The organism is Cupriavidus sp. P-10 (assembly GCF_003402535.2).
Lineage (GTDB): Bacteria > Pseudomonadota > Gammaproteobacteria > Burkholderiales > Burkholderiaceae > Cupriavidus.
Genome location: NZ_AP025170.1, coordinates 1,744,681 through 1,762,806, shown reverse-complemented (window position 1 = coordinate 1,762,806; position 18,126 = coordinate 1,744,681). Strand labels below are relative to the sequence as shown.

General features: G+C 60.9%; 10 protein-coding genes and 3 rRNA genes. 2 read left to right on the top strand and 11 right to left on the bottom strand.

All coding sequences use genetic code 11. The features are described 5' to 3' along the window. The first annotated feature begins 90 nt into the window (after window positions 1-90). A complete protein-coding gene (locus CTP10_RS08105) occupies window positions 91-1,443 on the top strand; it encodes a dicarboxylate/amino acid:cation symporter (protein ID WP_116323059.1) in 1,353 nt (450 codons plus the stop codon). 83 nt (window positions 1,444-1,526) lie between these two features. Here the strand turns inward: CTP10_RS08105 and CTP10_RS08100 are convergent, their stop codons facing one another. The 8 genes from CTP10_RS08100 to CTP10_RS08065 all read right to left on the bottom strand — a co-directional run bounded on the left by CTP10_RS08100 (window position 1,527) and on the right by CTP10_RS08065 (window position 10,534). Then, on the bottom strand, window positions 1,527-1,955 hold the full coding sequence (locus CTP10_RS08100; RefSeq protein WP_116323049.1) for a hypothetical protein: 429 nt from the start codon (window positions 1,953-1,955) through the stop codon (window positions 1,527-1,529). Window positions 1,956-2,079: 124 nt separating this feature from the next. Further along, window positions 2,080-3,135, bottom strand: a complete 1,056-nt coding sequence (locus CTP10_RS08095; RefSeq protein ID WP_116323050.1) for a hypothetical protein — start codon at window positions 3,133-3,135, stop codon at window positions 2,080-2,082. Window positions 3,136-3,293: 158 nt separating this feature from the next. Further along, complete coding sequence (locus CTP10_RS08090) at window positions 3,294-3,740, bottom strand: response regulator transcription factor (RefSeq protein WP_271815647.1); 447 nt, start codon at window positions 3,738-3,740, stop codon at window positions 3,294-3,296. Between the two features lie 621 nt (window positions 3,741-4,361). Next, window positions 4,362-5,180, bottom strand: a complete 819-nt coding sequence (locus CTP10_RS08085) for an enoyl-CoA hydratase (RefSeq protein ID WP_116323052.1) — start codon at window positions 5,178-5,180, stop codon at window positions 4,362-4,364. Between the two features lie 68 nt (window positions 5,181-5,248). Beyond that, on the bottom strand, window positions 5,249-6,664 hold the full coding sequence (locus tag CTP10_RS08080; RefSeq protein WP_116323053.1) for an aldehyde dehydrogenase family protein: 1,416 nt from the start codon (window positions 6,662-6,664) through the stop codon (window positions 5,249-5,251). Continuing rightward, window positions 6,661-7,431 carry an enoyl-CoA hydratase/isomerase family protein gene (locus CTP10_RS08075; protein WP_116323054.1) on the bottom strand — a complete coding sequence of 257 codons (771 nt, stop codon included), beginning with the start codon at window positions 7,429-7,431 and terminating at the stop codon, window positions 6,661-6,663. The genes CTP10_RS08080 and CTP10_RS08075 overlap by 4 nt, the downstream gene beginning before the upstream one ends. A 3-nt stretch (window positions 7,432-7,434) precedes the next feature. Beyond that, window positions 7,435-9,537: an acetate--CoA ligase family protein gene (locus CTP10_RS08070; protein ID WP_233528388.1), complete on the bottom strand. Its 2,103-nt coding sequence runs from the start codon at window positions 9,535-9,537 to the stop codon at window positions 7,435-7,437. Then, window positions 9,530-10,534, bottom strand: coding sequence for a Bug family tripartite tricarboxylate transporter substrate binding protein (locus tag CTP10_RS08065; protein ID WP_116323056.1), 1,005 nt, complete (start codon window positions 10,532-10,534; stop codon window positions 9,530-9,532). Before CTP10_RS08065 ends, CTP10_RS08070 begins: the two co-directional genes overlap by 8 nt. Before the next feature lie 128 nt (window positions 10,535-10,662). Here CTP10_RS08065 and CTP10_RS08060 point away from each other — a divergent pair, with 128 nt between their 5' ends. Then, on the top strand, window positions 10,663-11,571 hold the full coding sequence (locus CTP10_RS08060; RefSeq protein WP_116323057.1) for a LysR family transcriptional regulator: 909 nt from the start codon (window positions 10,663-10,665) through the stop codon (window positions 11,569-11,571). A 940-nt stretch (window positions 11,572-12,511) separates the two neighbouring features. Here the strand turns inward: CTP10_RS08060 and rrf are convergent. The 3 genes from rrf to CTP10_RS08045 form a co-directional block, all read right to left on the bottom strand. Then, window positions 12,512-12,625 (bottom strand): 5S ribosomal RNA (gene rrf / locus CTP10_RS08055). A 127-nt stretch (window positions 12,626-12,752) separates the two neighbouring features. Continuing rightward, window positions 12,753-15,832: ribosomal RNA gene (locus tag CTP10_RS08050) — 23S ribosomal RNA — on the bottom strand. 337 nt (window positions 15,833-16,169) lie between these two features. Next, window positions 16,170-17,703 (bottom strand): 16S ribosomal RNA (locus CTP10_RS08045). The 16S, 23S and 5S rRNA genes sit together here, the layout of an rRNA operon. Between the last annotated feature and the right edge of the window lie 423 nt (window positions 17,704-18,126).

Here is an 18,126-nt window from a genome sequence, read left to right as displayed (position 1 = left end):
ATGCCAGCGCGCAGCATGCTCAGGCATACACATACGGGTGACCCGACCGGAACTCCGGTCGCCAGCAGTGAATCATCAATGGAGAAGATGATGGAAACAGGCGATCATCCGAAGCCGTTTTATAAATCCCTCTACGTGCAGGTCATCACCGCCATTGTCCTCGGTGTCATCCTTGGCCATTTCTACCCGCAGGCCGGCGAGGCGATGAAACCGTTGGGAGATGGCTTCATCAAGCTGATCAAGATGATCATTGCGCCGATCATCTTCTGCACGGTCGTGGTGGGCATCGCCGGCATGGAAGACATGAAAAAAGTCGGCAAGACCGGCGGGCTGGCACTGCTGTACTTTGAGGTCGTGAGCAGCATTGCGCTGTTGGTTGGCCTGTTGATCATCAACATCGTCAAGCCCGGCGCGGGCATGAACGTCGATGTATCCACCCTCGATACGAAAGGCATCGCCGCCTATACCGAGCCCGGCAAGATGCAAGGCACGGTCGACTTCCTGCTGCACGTGATCCCGAACACGGTGGTGGATGCCTTTGCCAAGGGCGAGATCCTCCAGGTGCTGCTGTTTGCAGTCATGTTCGGCTTCGCGCTACACAGGTTTGGCGGCCGCGGCACGCTGGTGTTCGACTTCATCGAGAAGTTTTCCCACGTGCTGTTCACCATCGTCGGGTACATCATGAAGGTCGCGCCGATCGGCGCCTTCGGCGCCATGGCCTTCACGATCGGCAAGTACGGCGTGAGCTCGCTGCTGCAGCTTGGCCAGCTGATGGCGACCTTCTACGCCACTTGCCTGCTTTTCATCTTCGTCGTGCTGGGCACGATCGCGCGGCTGCATGGCTTCTCGATCTGGAAGTTCATCAAGTACATCAAGGAGGAACTGCTGATCGTACTGGGCACGTCGTCATCCGAATCGGTGTTGCCACGGATGATGGCCAAGCTGGAAAACCTGGGTGCCAGAAAGTCCGTCGTCGGACTGGTGATCCCGACCGGCTACTCCTTCAACCTGGATGGCACATCCATCTACCTGACCATGGCGGCGGTGTTTATCGCCCAGGCAACCAACACCGACATGAGCCTGACGCAGCAACTCACCCTGCTCGCCGTGCTGCTGCTGACCTCAAAGGGCGCTGCCGGCGTAACCGGGAGTGGCTTCATTGTGCTTGCGGCTACGCTTTCGGCGGTGGGGCATGTTCCGGTGGCAGGGCTCGCCCTGATCCTCGGCATTGACCGCTTTATGTCAGAGGCGCGCGCCCTGACCAACCTGATTGGCAACGGCGTGGCCACGGTGGTGGTGGCGAAATGGACCGGCGACCTCGACGTCGAGCGGATGCGCCGCCGGCTTGATGACGAGTCCGACGTTGAGGCGGATGAACCGGAAGTTGTGCTCGACCAGGTCGCGACCCATATGCCCGTCGCCGACCCCACGGCGACCCGGTAGGCGGAAGGCGTGTCGTCGCCCTGACGCCGTGGAATGTGCCCGGCGGCCCCATCCTGGCCGCCAGGCTTACCTCTGGCCAGACCTTACCGCGTGCCGGCGCTGCAGCAATAGGCCAGCAGGAACGTATGGGTTCCCGGGCTGTTCGTCACGATCGCCCGCATGTCCGTATTCAGCTTCGCCATCGCGGCGGTCACATAGTCGGGCGCAGGCAGCTTGCCATTGTTGAAATCGTGCACGGCGACTGCGACCGGCTTGTTGTCCCTGGTCTTCGGGGAAGCGAGGCTTCGGTCTTCCTGCGCGAACCGCTGGTCGCGCGTGGCAACGGCGCCGACCTGCCCGCCGCAGTATCCGTGGGTTCCCGACATGATGTGGATCGTGTTGCCATCGCCGCTCAGTCCGGCGGCGATGGTGTTCAGTGCGCCTGCAACATCCCTCACTGTGCAGGGATCATGGAAGCCCCAGATCTGTACGGCGTTGGGGGTTTTCTGGGTGATATTAACCAGGGTGGCCATGGCTTGATCTCCTTGAGAGCTTTGACAACGGCAAAGGACCAGGGCCCGATGTCGCGCGCAGGCGCGTCCGTGAGCGAGAACGTTCGCGCAGCAGCGTGTTCGACATCCGGCGCTGGCGGGGGCGCTACAGTTCGCGGGCGTGGGTCTGGCCGGGCCAGACCCCGGTCATCTCGATCACACGACGGCCCGTCAGCCATTGCCCAAGCGGGTTGGGCCAACTGAAGCCGTAGTGATCACTGTTGATCATTCCCTGGAACTTCACGTCCACCTTGATGTTGGTGGCGCTGAGCGGAATGTTGCCAACCGTTTTTGAAATGCCGCCGGTCAGGGAAAACTCGTCCTTCTGCGGACCTTTCGGGGTGTCGTAGCTCATCTGGATGTGCGTGATGTAGGTGCATCCCGGCTTGTTGTCGAAGAAGATCTCGAACGCGCCAAGCCGGGTGATCCAGTTCGGAATCAACAGCGTCCCGTCAAACGAGGCAAAGGTATAGGCGATCGGAATGGGAGCCGTTGCGAGTTGCTCCGCCTGGTACGGCCAGAGATGCTGATCCACGCTCTTGTTCTGGCTGGTGGAAACAAACGAGCCTTTGCCGTTGGCGCCGCCGAGCATGTCATGGACGGCACTGGCCGACCCGGCAATGGAAAAGGACGAGCTGTTGTCCTGCGAACCTACATTCAGCCCGCTATGCGCATAGACCGCGCTGGTCACCACCCCGAACCCTTGCGCCATCTGTCCGTTCGAACCCATGCTGACGGACTGCGCCTGGTCGGAAAGCCACTTGAGCGTATCGGGCTTGCTGAGCAATGTCAGGTCGCTGATGAAAGTTTCCGACGCGATGCTGAACTCGGATGCCACCGACCCCACCGATGCGAAATCCCACTTCACCTCCACGCCCGCCGTGACCTTGGTGCCGGTATCCGGGTCGGTCCCGGAACCGTCCAGGTTCACGTTGGATTCGGTGCGCTGGACATTGCTGGACGACAGCTTCCATTGATTGGGGATGCCGCGCGTGCTCAGCGCAAGCCCGGGCGTCTCTTCCCGGACCAGCGTGAAGTCGCCGCTGTCCGGAGAGACGAAGCCGACGGCGCCTGGCTTGATGTTCGGGGCCAGCGTCCAGTTGCCCCAGTAGGCCGGACGGCCGTTTCGTATCAGGTCAGTGAAGGAACGATTCCAGTTCATGGTTCTACTCCCTTGCAAGCGATTGGGATCGGAAGGACTGTGCGGAATTGGTGCCTGCCGCACAGTCAGTGTTGGCGTTGCAGGGGGGGCAAACAATTACTCCGAATGCGTATTCCTGACGCCTGCGCTTGCCAGCGATGAGGAAAGGACGTCCGTGCCTAGCACTCCGAGCGGTGTCTTTCAGCGCTTTGCAGCTGCCTGGCAACCAGCATGAGATCCGCCAGTGCCTTGAGCCCCGTCTTGGCGCGGATATTCTCGATATGCTTGCTGACGGTCCGTGGACTGATGCGAAGATCCCTGGCTATTTCCTTGGCTGTCAGGCCAAGTTCCAGCTTTCGCAGGATCTCTTTTTCACGATCGCTCAGGATTTCGTGCCCTGAATTCTCTAATGGATGATGGTTGTCAACGACATTGCCACGGTGTATCGCGAAGGAAACGAGCCTGGACGTGGTGTGGATATCCAATTTCCTGGATATGTTGTTTCTGTGCTTCCTCACGGTGAACAAGGTAACGCCGAGATTTGTCGCAATTTCATTGGTGCTCATGCCTTTGGCGATCAATGAAAGAACTTCCGACTCTCGTGCGGTCAGCTTTGGCGGGGACAACGCACCCTGCTGCCGTCGAGGATGGCCCTATGGGCGTGAAGCGGAACGCTGGTGGAGGTTCGTGAACAGCCATTCCGTCTGCCGCAGGCGGGCCCTGCGGCATCGCCAGGAAGGGCGGCGGTCACGGAAGGCATATGCCGCCTCCTGATCTAGAGACGAGCCTGGCCACCCCCGTGGCGAAGTCGGATGACTTGAAAGATGTTGATTGCTTTATACCGGCGCTGAAGATTGCCGATGGCGTTCCCGTCCAATATTTATTATCGTGGTTCTGCTTTATCTGACATTGACCACATTGATTTATTGCATTGCTACTATCTTAGCAGCGTGGCATGCCGTGATAATTTTCATTGTTTAAAGCCAGATGTTAGGGGGGCTAATATCTTGCCGCGTCGAAGGTAGAGGCGGCGCGGCAGGATTGCGCTGCGCGTGCCTCATCGCGGGTCTGCCCCGAGGGAGAAGCACGCCCAGCGGTGAGCCTGCGTGCCGTTGCGGATTTCAAGGAGATCAAAGGGATCCCGGCGGGGCCGGGGCCCGAAAAACGTGCAGATCAGAATTAAACGGCGCGCAGTTGCACTTTGACTGCCATCTCCTACGCTGCATCCATTGCGGACAGGTTATCGGTCACTGGCCGGAGAATCGGGCTGGCCTGCGCTCGATGAAATGCGCAACCCCCTCGGTGAAGTCCTCGCTCTGGATGCTTTCGAACATCTCGGCATTGGCGACCCGCGTGGCTTCGGCCAATGACTGGAACGGTTGCTCCCACAGTTGCCGCTTCATCACGCGGATGGACCGGGGTGAAACGTTCTCGGCCAGGTCGTCGGCATAGTCAAGCGTCGTCTTCATGAGCGCGTCCGCATCGACCACACGGTCGACCAGGCCCATCCGCAGCGCCTCGTCAGCCAGGACCTTGCGCGCCGAGTACAGCAGGTCGGCCGCATGGCCGGGGCCGACCACGCGCGGCAGCAGCCAGGAAATGCCGTGCTCGGCAATCAGGCCCCGACGCGCGAACGCGGTGCTGAACGCGGCATTGGCGCTGGCGAAGCGCATGTCGCTGTACAGCGCGAAGACGAGGCCCAACCCCGCTGCGGCGCCATTGATCGCCGCGATCACGGGCTTGCGCATGGCCGGGAAGTAGCCATAGCGGGTCTGGTAGTCGGCGCGCCGGTTCATGTCGAACGGGCGCATCCACTGGGCGGCGCGGATATCGCCCGGCGGCAGCACTTCGAGTTCGTTGATGTCCATGCCGGCGCAGAAGCCCTTGCCCGCGCCGGTCAGCACCACCACGCGGACGTTGTCGTCGCGATCGACTGCCTCCATGGCGTCGCGCAATTCGGCCTCCATGACCTTGGTCAGCGCGTTGAGCTTGTCTGGCCGGTTCAAGGTGACCACGGCGATCCGCTCGCTTTTTCCTGCGCGAGCAACGGTAACCTGACTGTACATAGTGCGATGCCTTTCGATGTCGTGATTTTCGGTGTCGTGTTTTCGGAGTCGTGTTTTCGGAGTCGTGATTAGGGAAGCTGAACGGATCTCGGCTCCAGGAACTCTTCCAGGCCATGGACGCCGCCTTCGCGCCCGACGCCGGACAGGCCGAAGCCGCCGAACGGTGCCGCGGGGTTGAAGCGGGCGCCATTGACGTCCACCTGCCCTGCCCGCAGCGCGTTGGCGACCGCTTCGCCGGCGCTGTCATCGGCAGCCCAGACCGTGGCAGCCAGTCCGTAGCGCGTGCCATTGGCCAGGGCTATCGCCTCGTCGACACTGTCGTAGCACAGCACCGCCAGCACCGGCCCGAAGACCTCCTCCTGCGCCAGCCGGCTGTCCGGTGCGACATTGCCGTAGATGGTCGGCGCGACAAAATAGCCGGTCGCTGGCACGGGTGCATCGGCACCGCCGGCGATCCGGTCAAAGCCTGCCTGCTCCGCCGCAGCGATATGCGCCTGCACGCGCTGGCGCTGCAGCGCCGACAACAAGGGGCCGACCCGGGTTTCGCCATCGGCGGGATCGCCGAGCTTCATCGCTGCCGCCGCCTCCGCCAGCAGTTGCCGGCAGCGCGGGTAGTCCTCGCGTGCAACGATCAGCCGGGTGGTCGCGCTGCAGGTCTGCCCCGAATTGAGGAAACAGGAACTGATCGTCGCCTTGACCGCCCTGGCCAGATCTGCGCCGGGCAACACCACGGCCGCCGACTTGCCGCCCAGTTCCATCGACACACGCTTCATGTCGCCGGCGGCCTGCGCGGCGACCTTGCGGCCGACCGCCGTGGAACCAGTGAACGAGACCATCTGGACGCCGGGATGCAAGACCAGCGCCTCGCCGACCGCCGCACCGCCCAGCACAAGATTGAGGACGCCCGGCGGCAGCTTCGCCTGTTCGCACGCGGCCATCAGCCGTTCCGTGACGGCAGGGGCCAGCTCTGACGGCTTCAGCACCACCGTGCAGCCGGCCAGCAGCGCGGGCGCCAGCTTGGCCGTGATCTGGTGCAACGGGTAGTTCCACGGCGTAATGGCGGCCACCACACCGACTGGTGCCAGCGTCACGCGGGAATTGCCGATCGTGCGGACGAAATCGAACGTGTCGGCCAGCGCCGCCGCGGCGCGCCAGGCCGCGATCGGCGCATCGACCTGGATGCGGCGCGACAGCTTCAGTGGCATGCCGACTTCGCGCGAGATCTCATGGGCGAGCTCCGCCGCGCAGCCTTCCAGCGCGTCGGCCAGCCCATTCAGATACGGCGCCCGCCCGGCTGCGCCCAGCGCGTGCCAGCCAGGCTGGGCCCGCGCTGCCGCCGCCACGGCTTCGGCCACATCGTCCGCGGTGCCCAGGCGGACCTCGGCCAATGGGGCTTCGGTCGCTGAATCGTAGACGCGGATCGATTCGCTGCCTCGCATCGGGCGACGTGCGCCGTCGATATAGTGTTGGGTCAACTGCTTCACTGCGACTCCTTCGTCTTGCGGTGTTCGAGAAACGCAGCCATCACGCGCTGCGGTTCGCCATCGGCATAGCATTCGAGTTGTGCCCGGATGCCGGCGACACAGGCCTCGTCGAAGCCCGGCTGCGTCATGGCGCGAAAGCGCTGCCTGGACAGGCGCACGGCAGTCGGCGGCAGCGCCGCGAGCAACCTGGCCTGCGCGAGCGCCTGTGTCATCAGTTCGGCCTTGCCGCACAGTGCCGTCACCAGGCCGATGTCGAAGGCGCGCTGGCCACTGACCAGTTCGCCGGACAGCGACATCTGCACGTTATGCGTGTGCCCCACGTGCAGCGTCATCAGATAGGACCCGACTATGCTCGCCAGGCCGGCCTTGACCTCCGGCTGTCCCCAGCGGCTGTCTGCCGTAGTCAGGCGCCAGTCCGCGCACAGCGCCAGCTGGAAACCCGCGCCTGCCGCTACGCCCCGCACGGCGGCCACGCAGGGCTTGTCCAGGTCGCGGACGGCCTGGTACATCGCCCGCTGCCGGTTCAGCCAGGGCACGAGCTGCTGCCATGTCACGGCGGCCGCCTCATCGAGGTCTTGCCCGGCGCAGAAGGCCCGCTCGCCGGCGCCGGTCAGCACGATGGCGCGCACCGACGGTTCGGCGTTGAGCCGGCCCAGCGCTTCGATCAGCTCGCCGCGCAGGACGTCGTTGACGGCGTTCATGCGGGCCGGACGGTTCAGCGTGACGATGGCGATCTCGCCATCCTGTTCGACACGTATGGCTTCCATGTTTCAATTCCCTTTGAGTTCCACCACGGCATCGACTGCCATGACACCTTCGCCGGCAGCCATCACCATCAGTGGATTGATGTCGACCGATGCCAGCACGGTGCGGTGACGCAATGCCCAGTCGCCGAGCGCGACCGCCGACGACGCCAGCGCCTCCAGGTCGAGCGCCGGGATGTCGCGATAGCCATCGAACAGCGGCGCCAGGCGCAGCCGTGCGCAGGCCACCTTGACATCTTCGGCCGTGAACGGCGCCAGCAGGGTAACGACGTCCTTGCGCAGTTCGAGCAGCGTGCCGCCCTCCCCGATCATCACCATCGGCCCGAACACGGGATCGACCGAGACGCCCAGCGCAAACTCATGGCGGCCCTTGACCATCGCCGCCACCACCACCCGTGGCGCTGCCACGCCCAGCCGCTGCAGCGTGTCGAGGCAGTCCTGCGTCGCGCGGGCCACGCTCGCCGCATCGGTCAGCCGGAGATGCACCAGGCCATGCTCGCTTTTGTGCGGGATCTCGGCCGCACAGCCCTTGACCACCACCGGCACCCCGCCGAGCGCGTCAAACGCTCTCACCGCCGCATCCATGCTGTCGCACAACCGGTGGGGCACGGCCGGTACGCCGGCTTCGGCGAGCAGGGCCAGGCTATGGGCTTCGTCCTGCAGGCCGCCGCCGTCGAGCTGCTGTGCCTCAGGCCAGGCCGCTGCCGTTGCCATTGCCGTTGCCGCATCGGCCAGCCGGTGATGCGCGGCGTATTGCGCCAGCGCTGCAATGGCATCTGCTTCGGTGACAAAGGCCGGCACGCCGTGTCGCACGAAGACCTCGCGCACCGATTGTTGCGGCGCGCTCGCCACCAGCGGCTTGGCATGCCCCGCGCTGAAGGCGGCGGCATCGCGCGCCAGCGCCTCGACGTCGTAGCCGGGACCGGCCACCGGAATGCCGACCATCACCATATCGGCCTGCGTATCGGCGCCCAGCGCCTGGAGCACGCGCGGAAACATGTCGCCCTTGCCCAGCAGCGCCGCGGTCATGTCGAGCGGATTGCTGGCCGTGCCGAACGCGGGCAGGATCGCGCCCAGTTCGCGCAGCGTTGCAGGCTGCAACCCGGTCAGCGGGAGGTCGTGCCGTTCGGCCAGGTCGGCCGCCATGACGCCCACCGCGCCGCTATGGCTCATCACCACCGTGCGGCCCTGCCCCGGCGGTCGCTGCTGCAAATACAGCGGCACGGCGCGAACCAGCTCGCCGATATCGCGCGCACGCCAGATGCCGTGACGGGCCAGGAAAGCATCGATCGCCGCGTCGTTGCCGACCAATGCACCGGTATGCGAGGCCGCCGCCATTGCGCCGCGCTGGCTGTTGCCAGCCTTGATCGCCACGATGCTGGCGCCACGCGCCCGGGCTACTGCCGCCGCGCGGGCAAGCTGTGCCGGATCGGAGACCGATTCGAGGTAGACCAGGATCAGCCGCACCTCGGGGTCCGCCGCCACGGCCGCGGTCATCGCGCAGGCGTCGAGGTCGGCGTCGTTGCCCGTCGCTACCAGGTAGCGCACGCCGTAGCCGGCCTGGCGCAGCAACGCATAGGGCATGACGCTCGCCGCGCCGCTCTGGCTGATGATCGCGATCGGGCCGTCCTGGGGCGCCACCTCCATGAACATGGTCGAAAAATTGAGCACCGCGCCGCTGGCAAAGTTGGCCGTGCCTTGCGCGTTCGGCCCCACCAGCCGCATGCCGCTGTCATTGGCCACCGCCACCAGTTCCTGCTGCCGCAGGCGTCCCGCCTCGCCCGTCTCGGCGAAACCCGACGCCATGATGACGGCAGCCTTGACCCCGGCGGCGCCGCACTGGCGCACCTGCTCGAGCGTGGCATCGCCGGACACGGCAATCACCACGGCGTCTGGCGCCTTGCCGATCGCACCGAGATCGGGGTACGCACGATAGCCCTGGATGACCTCGCGCGCCGGGTTGACCGGAAACACCTCGCCCGTGTAGCCGAAGGTGCGCAGGTAGTGGATCGGGCGTCCGCCCACCTTGTTGGGGTTGTCCGAGGCGCCGATCACGGCCACCGAGGCTGGCGAGAACAGGGCGTCGAAGGTTGCGGCGGTCTTAGTCAAGGCTCGCTCCCGATGCCTTGACCACCGGCGACCACTTGCCCGCGTCATGCTGGATCAGCCTGGTGAAGTCGGCCGGCGTGCCCGGCAGCGGCCGGGCACCCAGCGCGGCAAGCTGTTTCTGCACGTCTGCCTGCGCAAGCACGGCCTGCAGTTCGCTGTTCAGGCGGCGGATCACGTCTGGCGTGGTCCCCTTCGGTGCAGACAGGCCGAACCAGATCGTCACGTCGAAGCCCGGCAGGCCAGCCTCGGCAATCGTCGGCACCTTGGGCAGCGCTTCCGAACGCGTCGCCCCGGTCACGCCGAGCGCCTTGACCTTGCCTGTGCTGATGTACTGCACCTGGCTCGATACCGTGTCGAACATCATCGAGATGCGTCCGCCAAGCAGGTCGGTGAACGCCGCCGCCGAGCCCTTGTACGGCACATGAACGATGTCGATGCCCGCCATCGACTTGAACAGTTCGCCGGACAGGTGGTTAGAGCTGCCGTTACCGGCCGAGCCGAAGGTCAGCGTGCCCGGCTTCTGTCTTGCCAGCGCCAGCAGTTCCCTGACGTTGCTGACCGGCAGGTTGCTCGGAACCACCAGCACGTTGACCGTGGCGGCCACCGAGCCCACGGCATCGAACGACTTGACCGGGTCCACCTTGAGCGAGCGGTAGAGCCACGGGTTGATGGCCATGGTGCCGGTGGTGGCAAAGAACAGCGTGTAGCCATCGGGTGCCGCCTGCGCGGCGGCCTCGGTGGCGATGGTGCCGCCGGCGCCGCCGCGGTTGTCGATCACCACGGCCTGGCCGAGTTTCTGCGACAGGTGCTGGCCGATCAGCCGCGCCATCGCATCAGTGGGCCCGCCGGCCGGAAACGGCACGACCAGGCGGATTGGTTTGGCGGGATAGCCGGTAGCGGCGGCAGCGGCGGCGCTGAAGGCGGCCGGGGCGGCAGCGACCAGCAAGGCGCAAAGCGGTCGCCGGAATGCGCGAAGCACGGCGGAAAAGCGCGGCATGTTGTCTCCAGATGTTCATAAGCCCTCTCTCTGCCAGGAGGGATGAACTTAGTGTATGGAGTACCGAGCTAACGCAAAAGAGTAGAATCGTCGATATCTGATATCTAGTTTTTGGATGGGATGAGGCCGTGAACCTGAAACAGCTTGAAACCGTGGCGCTGGTGGCCGAAGTGGGGTCCCTGTCACGTGCAGCCCGTTCGCTGGGAATCGCCCAGTCGCTGGTGAGCCGCGCCATTGCCCAGGTCGAAGCCGAATGGGGCGACCGGCTGTTCGAACGGACCGGCCGGGGTGTGGTGCTGTCGGAGTTTGGCCAGCGGATCTTCCCCCATGTCCAGTTGCTGCTGGCCCAGTCGGTACGGCTGCGCGACGAGGTCAAGGACGCGGCGGGCGTGCCGGTCGGTCAGGTGAGGATCGGCGTGCTGCCGTCAATGGCGCCACGCCTGATTCCGTCGCTGTTCGAGGACCTGCGCACCAAGGCGCCGGGCGTCCGGCTGCGCGTGGCCGAAGGGTTCAGCGGACAACTCGATGAGGAGCTGGAGTCGGGCCATCTCGATCTTGCAGTCATCAACCGCTATGGCCCCGGGCCGCGACAGAACGAAGATGTGCTCGCCCAGGTCGCCACCTACCTGATCTGCGCGCCCGGGCATCCGCTCGCCGGGATGCCAACGGTGGCGTTCCGCAAGCTCGACGGCCTCCCGCTCGTCCTGCCGCCGGCGCCCAACGGCCTGCGATCCATTCTCGATCAGCACGCGCGCCAGCTCGGCATCTCGCTGGATGTGGCACTGGAAGTGGAATCGCTGAATACGATGAAGGAGGTTGCGCTCGCTGGTGGCGCCTTGACGATACTCCCGGTCCTGGCAGTGGATAACGAGGTTGCCGCCGGTCGCTTGTCAGCAGTCGAGATTGTCGAGCCGCGCCTGACACGGACCATTGCGATGGGCGTCACGCGACATCATCCGTTGTCCCGGGCGGCGCGACTCGTTCTTTCCAGGCTTCATGCCTTGGTGCCTGAAGTCGCAAGGAGCGGGCGTGCCTAGCCGCCGGAGCCTTTCTGGCTGAGGGATTCCCGGCGCGCGGGCATTTCAATTGCAGGGCGTACCAGGGAGCGGCGTCCCATAACTGGTTACCCCGTAGCAGGTATCGCCAGACTTGAGCGCAACGCCCTCGTCGTTCGCCTCCGGGTCGAGGGGAAATTTTCCGACCTTGGTGCAGCAGAAGCGAAATCCCGTCGAAGGCGCTGGTGAATTCGCCGCTGCCGGGGAAGTCATGGCGGGTCGCTCGGCCGGCGCGGGTTGCTCAGGGGGCGGAATGTTCTTCGTCACTTGCGCAGCCCTGGGGGATGGCGCAGGCGGCGGAACATTCCTCGTTGCCGGGGGAACCTTGGCGGGTTGCTCAAGTTTTGGAACGCTTTTTGGGGTCGTGGGAGCCTTGGGAGCTTGCTCGACGGTCCGGTCCTGTGTGCCAGCAGAGACGCACTGACTGTTCTCGCAGATTCGCTCGCCTTTGCACTGCATATCATATTGGCATCCGGCGGCCCCGGCGTGAGCCGCAAAGCCAGCCGCCATGGTTATGCCGAGAAGCACGCCTAGCGTTTTCATATCTAGCCTTGGCTCCTAGCCATTTTGGCGCCCTTCGCGCTTCCCTCAGGACGGGCGCTCATGCGCCAGCCCCGAGCCCGTCGTCCTACCGAGCGGGGCACCATTTCCAGTATGGAATGCGCGCGCGTTGAGTGCCACCCTGGCCTACCGTTTCCCTCTCATAAGCCTTGTGGTTATATAGATGATCGCGATAATTACTTGCAGAAATAAGCAAGGCTGTAGAGCGTCAACTACTTTGGCCGGTCAAACGACAATTATCTTGACCGGCCAAGATAATTGTCGCCGTCTACAAGGCACGATCACCAGCTGGGCAGGAGCAAAACCTCCAAAGCAAAAACCCCTCGCAGCACACGCTGTCGAGGGGTTTTGCACAATAAGAGCCTGGCGATGACCTACTTTCACACGGGTAATCCGCACTATCATCGGCGCGGAGCTGTTTCACGGTCCTGTTCGGGATGGGAAGGGGTGGTTCCAACTCGCTATGGTCACCAGGCATAAGGGGGTGCAGCGTTGAGGTTGAGGCCAACGCTGCGAATCGGGATGTAGTCTTGGGTTGTGCGTATTGTGCCAACCGAGGGCACAGACACGATCACACACACCAGGTGAAACACACTGGTTATAGGATCAAGCCTTACGGGCAATTAGTACTGGTTAGCTTAACGCATTACTGCGCTTCCACACCCAGCCTATCAACGTCCTGGTCTCGAACGACCCTTCAAGGAGGTCAAGCCTCCAGGGAATCCTCATCTTCAGGCGAGTTTCCCGCTTAGATGCTTTCAGCGGTTATCTCTTCCGTACATAGCTACCCTGCGATGCCTCTGGCGAGACAACAGGTACACCAGCGGTACGTCCACTCCGGTCCTCTCGTACTAGGAGCAGCCCCCGTCAAGATTCCAACGCCCACGGCAGATAGGGACCAAACTGTCTCACGACGTTTTAAACCCAGCTCACGTACCTCTTTAAATGGCGAACAGCCATACCCTTGGGACCGGCTACAGCCCCAGGATGAGATGAGCCGACATCGAGGTGCCAAACACCGCCGTCGATATGAACTCTTGGGCGGTATCAGCCTGTTATCCCCAGAGTACCTTTTATCCGTTGAGCGATGGCCCTTCCATTCAGAACCACCGGATCACTATGTCCTGCTTTCGCACCTGCTCGACTTGTCGGTCTCGCAGTTAAGCACGCTTTTGCCATTGCACTTTAGGTACGATGTCCGACCGTACCAAGCGTACCTTCGAACTCCTCCGTTACACTTTGGGAGGAGACCGCCCCAGTCAAACTGCCTACCATGCACTGTCCCCGACCCGGATTCACGGGCCAAGGTTAGAACCTCAAACAAACCAGGGTGGTATTTCAAGGACGGCTCCACGTGAACTAGCGTCCACGCTTCAAAGCCTCCCACCTATCCTACACAGATCGGTTCAAAGTCCAATGCAAAGCTACAGTAAAGGTTCATGGGGTCTTTCCGTCTAGCCGCGGGGAGATTGCATCATCACAAACACTTCAACTTCGCTGAGTCTCGGGAGGAGACAGTGTGGCCATCGTTACGCCATTCGTGCAGGTCGGAACTTACCCGACAAGGAATTTCGCTACCTTAGGACCGTTATAGTTACGGCCGCCGTTTACCGGGACTTCAATCAAGAGCTTGCACCCCATCATTTAATCTTCCGGCACCGGGCAGGCGTCACACCCTATACGTCCACTTTCGTGTTTGCAGAGTGCTGTGTTTTTATTAAACAGTCGCAGCCACCATTTTATTGCAACCCCTTCACCCTTCTGGCGCAGGCCAGTCAAGCTACCAGGGCGTACCTTATCCCGAAGTTACGGTACCAATTTGCCGAGTTCCTTCTCCCGAGTTCTCTCAAGCGCCTTAGAATACTCATCTCGCCCACCTGTGTCGGTTTGCGGTACGGTCTCGTATGACTGAAGCTTAGAGGCTTTTCTTGGAACCACTTCCAATTGCTTCGCAGCACTAGGCCGCTCGCCCCACATCCTTGAATTCCGCGCCCGGATTTGCCTAAGCGCCTTCTCCAATGCAGGGACCGGGACTTCCAACACCCGGACAACCTTCCGCGATCCGTCCCCCCATCGCATCATACGACGGTGCAGGAATATTAACCTGCTTCCCATCAGCTACGCATCTCTGCCTCGCCTTAGGGGCCGACTCACCCTACGCCGATGAACGTTGCGTAGGAAACCTTGGGCTTACGGCGAGGGGGCCTTTCACCCCCTTTATCGCTACTCATGTCAGCATTCGCACTTCTGATACCTCCAGCATCCTTTACAAGACACCTTCACAGGCTTACAGAACGCTCTCCTACCACGCGTGCGCTCCTTTAAATCCACTAGCATTTTCACCACCACAATCATTGGTGGGGGCTTTGTCGATGCGGCGCATCGACAAGCTTGGTGCACTTAAAGGAACGCACGCGTCCGCAGCTTCGGTGACTGGCTTAGCCCCGTTACATCTTCCGCGCAGGACGACTCGATCAGTGAGCTATTACGCTTTCTTTAAAGGGTGGCTGCTTCTAAGCCAACCTCCTGACTGTTTTAGCCTTCCCACTTCGTTTCCCACTTAGCCAATCTTGGGGACCTTAGCTGGCGGTCTGGGTTGTTTCCCTCTTGACACCGGACGTTAGCACCCGATGTCTGTCTCCCGTGATTGCACTCTTCGGTATTCGGAGTTTGCTATGGCGGGGTAATCAGCAATAGACCCCCCAACCATGACAGTGCTCTACCCCCGAAGGTGACACACGAGGCACTACCTAAATAGTTTTCGGAGAGAACCAGCTATTTCCAGATTTGTTTAGCCTTTCACCCCTATCCACAGCTCATCCCCTAACTTTTCAACGTTAGTGGGTTCGGTCCTCCAGTACGTGTTACCGCACCTTCAACCTGGCCATGGATAGATCATCTGGTTTCGGGTCTACACCCAGCGACTCAACGCCCTGTTCGGACTCGCTTTCGCTACGCCTGCCCTAATCGGTTAAGCTTGCCACTGAATGTAAGTCGCTGACCCATTATACAAAAGGTACGCCGTCACCCCGCTTTAAGCGCTCTCGCGCTTAAACCGCTTTACGCGCCAGCAGTGCTATTTCACACTGGTGTCTTTTGACGATTTTTACTGTCGTAAAAATCGCCGAAAGCGCTTAAAGCGGGGCTCCGACTGTTTGTATGCATGCGGTTTCAGGATCTATTTCACTCCCCTCCCGGGGTTCTTTTCGCCTTTCCCTCACGGTACTGGTTCACTATCGGTCGATCACGAGTATTTAGCCTTGGAGGATGGTCCCCCCATCTTCAGACAGGATTTCACGTGTCCCGCCCTACTTGTCGTACACCTAGTTCCACAACGCTGTTTTCGCATACAGGGCTATCACCTGCTACGGCCGGGCTTTCCATCCCGTTCTGCTAACAATGCTGCTAAAGAGTACAAGGCTGTTCCCATTTCGTTCGCCACTACTCTGGGAATCTCGGTTGATTTCTGTTCCTGCAGCTACTTAGATGTTTCAGTTCGCCGCGTTCGCTTCCCACACCTATGAATTCAGTGTGGGATGACCCATTCGGGCCGGGTTTCCCCATTCGGACATCTCCGGATCAAAGCTTGTTTGCCAGCTCCCCGAAGCTTTTCGCAGGCTACCGCGTCCTTCATCGCCTGTGATCGCCAAGGCATCCACCACATGCACTTGTTCGCTTGACCCTATAACAAGTGTGTCTCAAGCTTGCGCTCCATGACACCGCTCACTACAGGTTGAGTTCTCGCATTTGTGCCGTATTCCAAGTCATCTTTCGATCACTTAAATACATTTTGGTTGATACAATCACAACCCGGTATCGCGTTGGGTACTACAGCGTCTCATCAACGCTCGCGCGACACCTTTACTACATCCCATATTGTTAAAGAACAGCCGATCCTTCGATCGCTTGGCAATGCCAAATGCAAACGCTCAAAGCCTTAAGCGCTTGCATTTGGCCACCTGGCCTTAACCAACAAACTACCGATAAGTGTGGACGCTCAACCTGGGATGCACGCTCTGAAAGGAGGTGATCCAGCCGCACCTTCCGATACGGCTACCTTGTTACGACTTCACCCCAGTCATGAACCCTGCCGTGGTAATCGCCCTCCTTGCGGTTAGGCTAACTACTTCTGGCAAAACCCACTCCCATGGTGTGACGGGCGGTGTGTACAAGACCCGGGAACGTATTCACCGCGGCATGCTGATCCGCGATTACTAGCGATTCCAGCTTCACGTAGTCGAGTTGCAGACTACGATCCGGACTACGATGCGTTTTCTGGGATTAGCTCCCCCTCGCGGGTTGGCAACCCTCTGTACGCACCATTGTATGACGTGTGAAGCCCTACCCATAAGGGCCATGAGGACTTGACGTCATCCCCACCTTCCTCCGGTTTGTCACCGGCAGTCTCTCTAGAGTGCTCTTGCGTAGCAACTAGAGACAAGGGTTGCGCTCGTTGCGGGACTTAACCCAACATCTCACGACACGAGCTGACGACAGCCATGCAGCACCTGTGTCCACTTTCCCTTTCGGGCACCTGATGCATCTCTGCTTCGTTAGTGGCATGTCAAGGGTAGGTAAGGTTTTTCGCGTTGCATCGAATTAATCCACATCATCCACCGCTTGTGCGGGTCCCCGTCAATTCCTTTGAGTTTTAATCTTGCGACCGTACTCCCCAGGCGGTCAACTTCACGCGTTAGCTACGTTACTGAAGAAATGAATCCCCAACAACTAGTTGACATCGTTTAGGGCGTGGACTACCAGGGTATCTAATCCTGTTTGCTCCCCACGCTTTCGTGCATGAGCGTCAGTGACGTCCCAGGGGGCTGCCTTCGCCATCGGTATTCCTCCACATCTCTACGCATTTCACTGCTACACGTGGAATTCTACCCCCCTCTGACATACTCTAGCCTGACAGTCACAAGCGCCATTCCCAAGTTAAGCTCGGGGATTTCACGCCTGTCTTATCAAACCGCCTGCGCACGCTTTACGCCCAGTAATTCCGATTAACGCTCGCACCCTACGTATTACCGCGGCTGCTGGCACGTAGTTAGCCGGTGCTTATTCTTCCGGTACCGTCATCGACCCCGGGTATTAACCAGAGCCATTTCTTTCCGGACAAAAGTGCTTTACAACCCGAAGGCCTTCTTCACACACGCGGCATTGCTGGATCAGGGTTGCCCCCATTGTCCAAAATTCCCCACTGCTGCCTCCCGTAGGAGTCTGGGCCGTGTCTCAGTCCCAGTGTGGCTGATCGTCCTCTCAGACCAGCTACTGATCGTCGCCTTGGTAGGCTCTTACCCCACCAACTAGCTAATCAGACATCGGCCGCTCCTGTCGCGCGAGGCCGTTACCGGTCCCCCGCTTTCACCCTCAGGTCGTATGCGGTATTAGCTAATCTTTCGACTAGTTATCCCCCACGACAGGGCACGTTCCGATGTATTACTCACCCGTTCGCCACTCGCCACCAGGCCGAAGCCCGTGCTGCCGTTCGACTTGCATGTGTAAGGCATGCCGCCAGCGTTCAATCTGAGCCAGGATCAAACTCTTCAGTTCAATCTCTGTGTGGAAGCCTCGCGGCTCCCTCGCTCTTTCGAGCGGTCGCTCACTCTCAGAAAACTGACTGACCAGATCCAAAGACCCAGTCACGTTTTGCTGTGCGAGCACTGTATAACTTGTAAGCTGAAAGACCGAGGTCTTTCGCATCCGTTAATCAAGCGCCCACACTTATCGGTGTTTGTTTGTTAAAGAACTTCCGCGATTCGCTTTGCTGGTCGCGTCGCTGTTTGGTTAGCAGCGAAGAAACGAGATATTAAAGAATTTTTTTCGATTAATCAATCATTTTCGAAAAATTCTTTATTCTGGAAAACACGCTCTTTCGAGTGAAGCCTTGCAGATCGTTTCCCTCCCCGTTACGCGGTGCCTTGCGAACGGGGGGCGAATATTAATGTCTCCATACCAGGCTTGCAAGCCCTTTTT

Coding starts and splice junctions, on each gene's coding strand:
- CTP10_RS08065 (WP_116323056.1), bottom strand. CDS start 10,534: ATGCCGCGCTTTTCCGCCGTGCTTCGCGCATTCCGGCGACCGCTTTGC.
- CTP10_RS08085 (WP_116323052.1), bottom strand. CDS start 5,180: ATGTACAGTCAGGTTACCGTTGCTCGCGCAGGAAAAAGCGAGCGGATC.
- CTP10_RS08075 (WP_116323054.1), bottom strand. CDS start 7,431: ATGGAAGCCATACGTGTCGAACAGGATGGCGAGATCGCCATCGTCACG.
- CTP10_RS08100 (WP_116323049.1), bottom strand. CDS start 1,955: ATGGCCACCCTGGTTAATATCACCCAGAAAACCCCCAACGCCGTACAG.
- CTP10_RS08095 (WP_116323050.1), bottom strand. CDS start 3,135: ATGAACTGGAATCGTTCCTTCACTGACCTGATACGAAACGGCCGTCCG.
- CTP10_RS08105 (WP_116323059.1), top strand. CDS start 91: ATGGAAACAGGCGATCATCCGAAGCCGTTTTATAAATCCCTCTACGTG.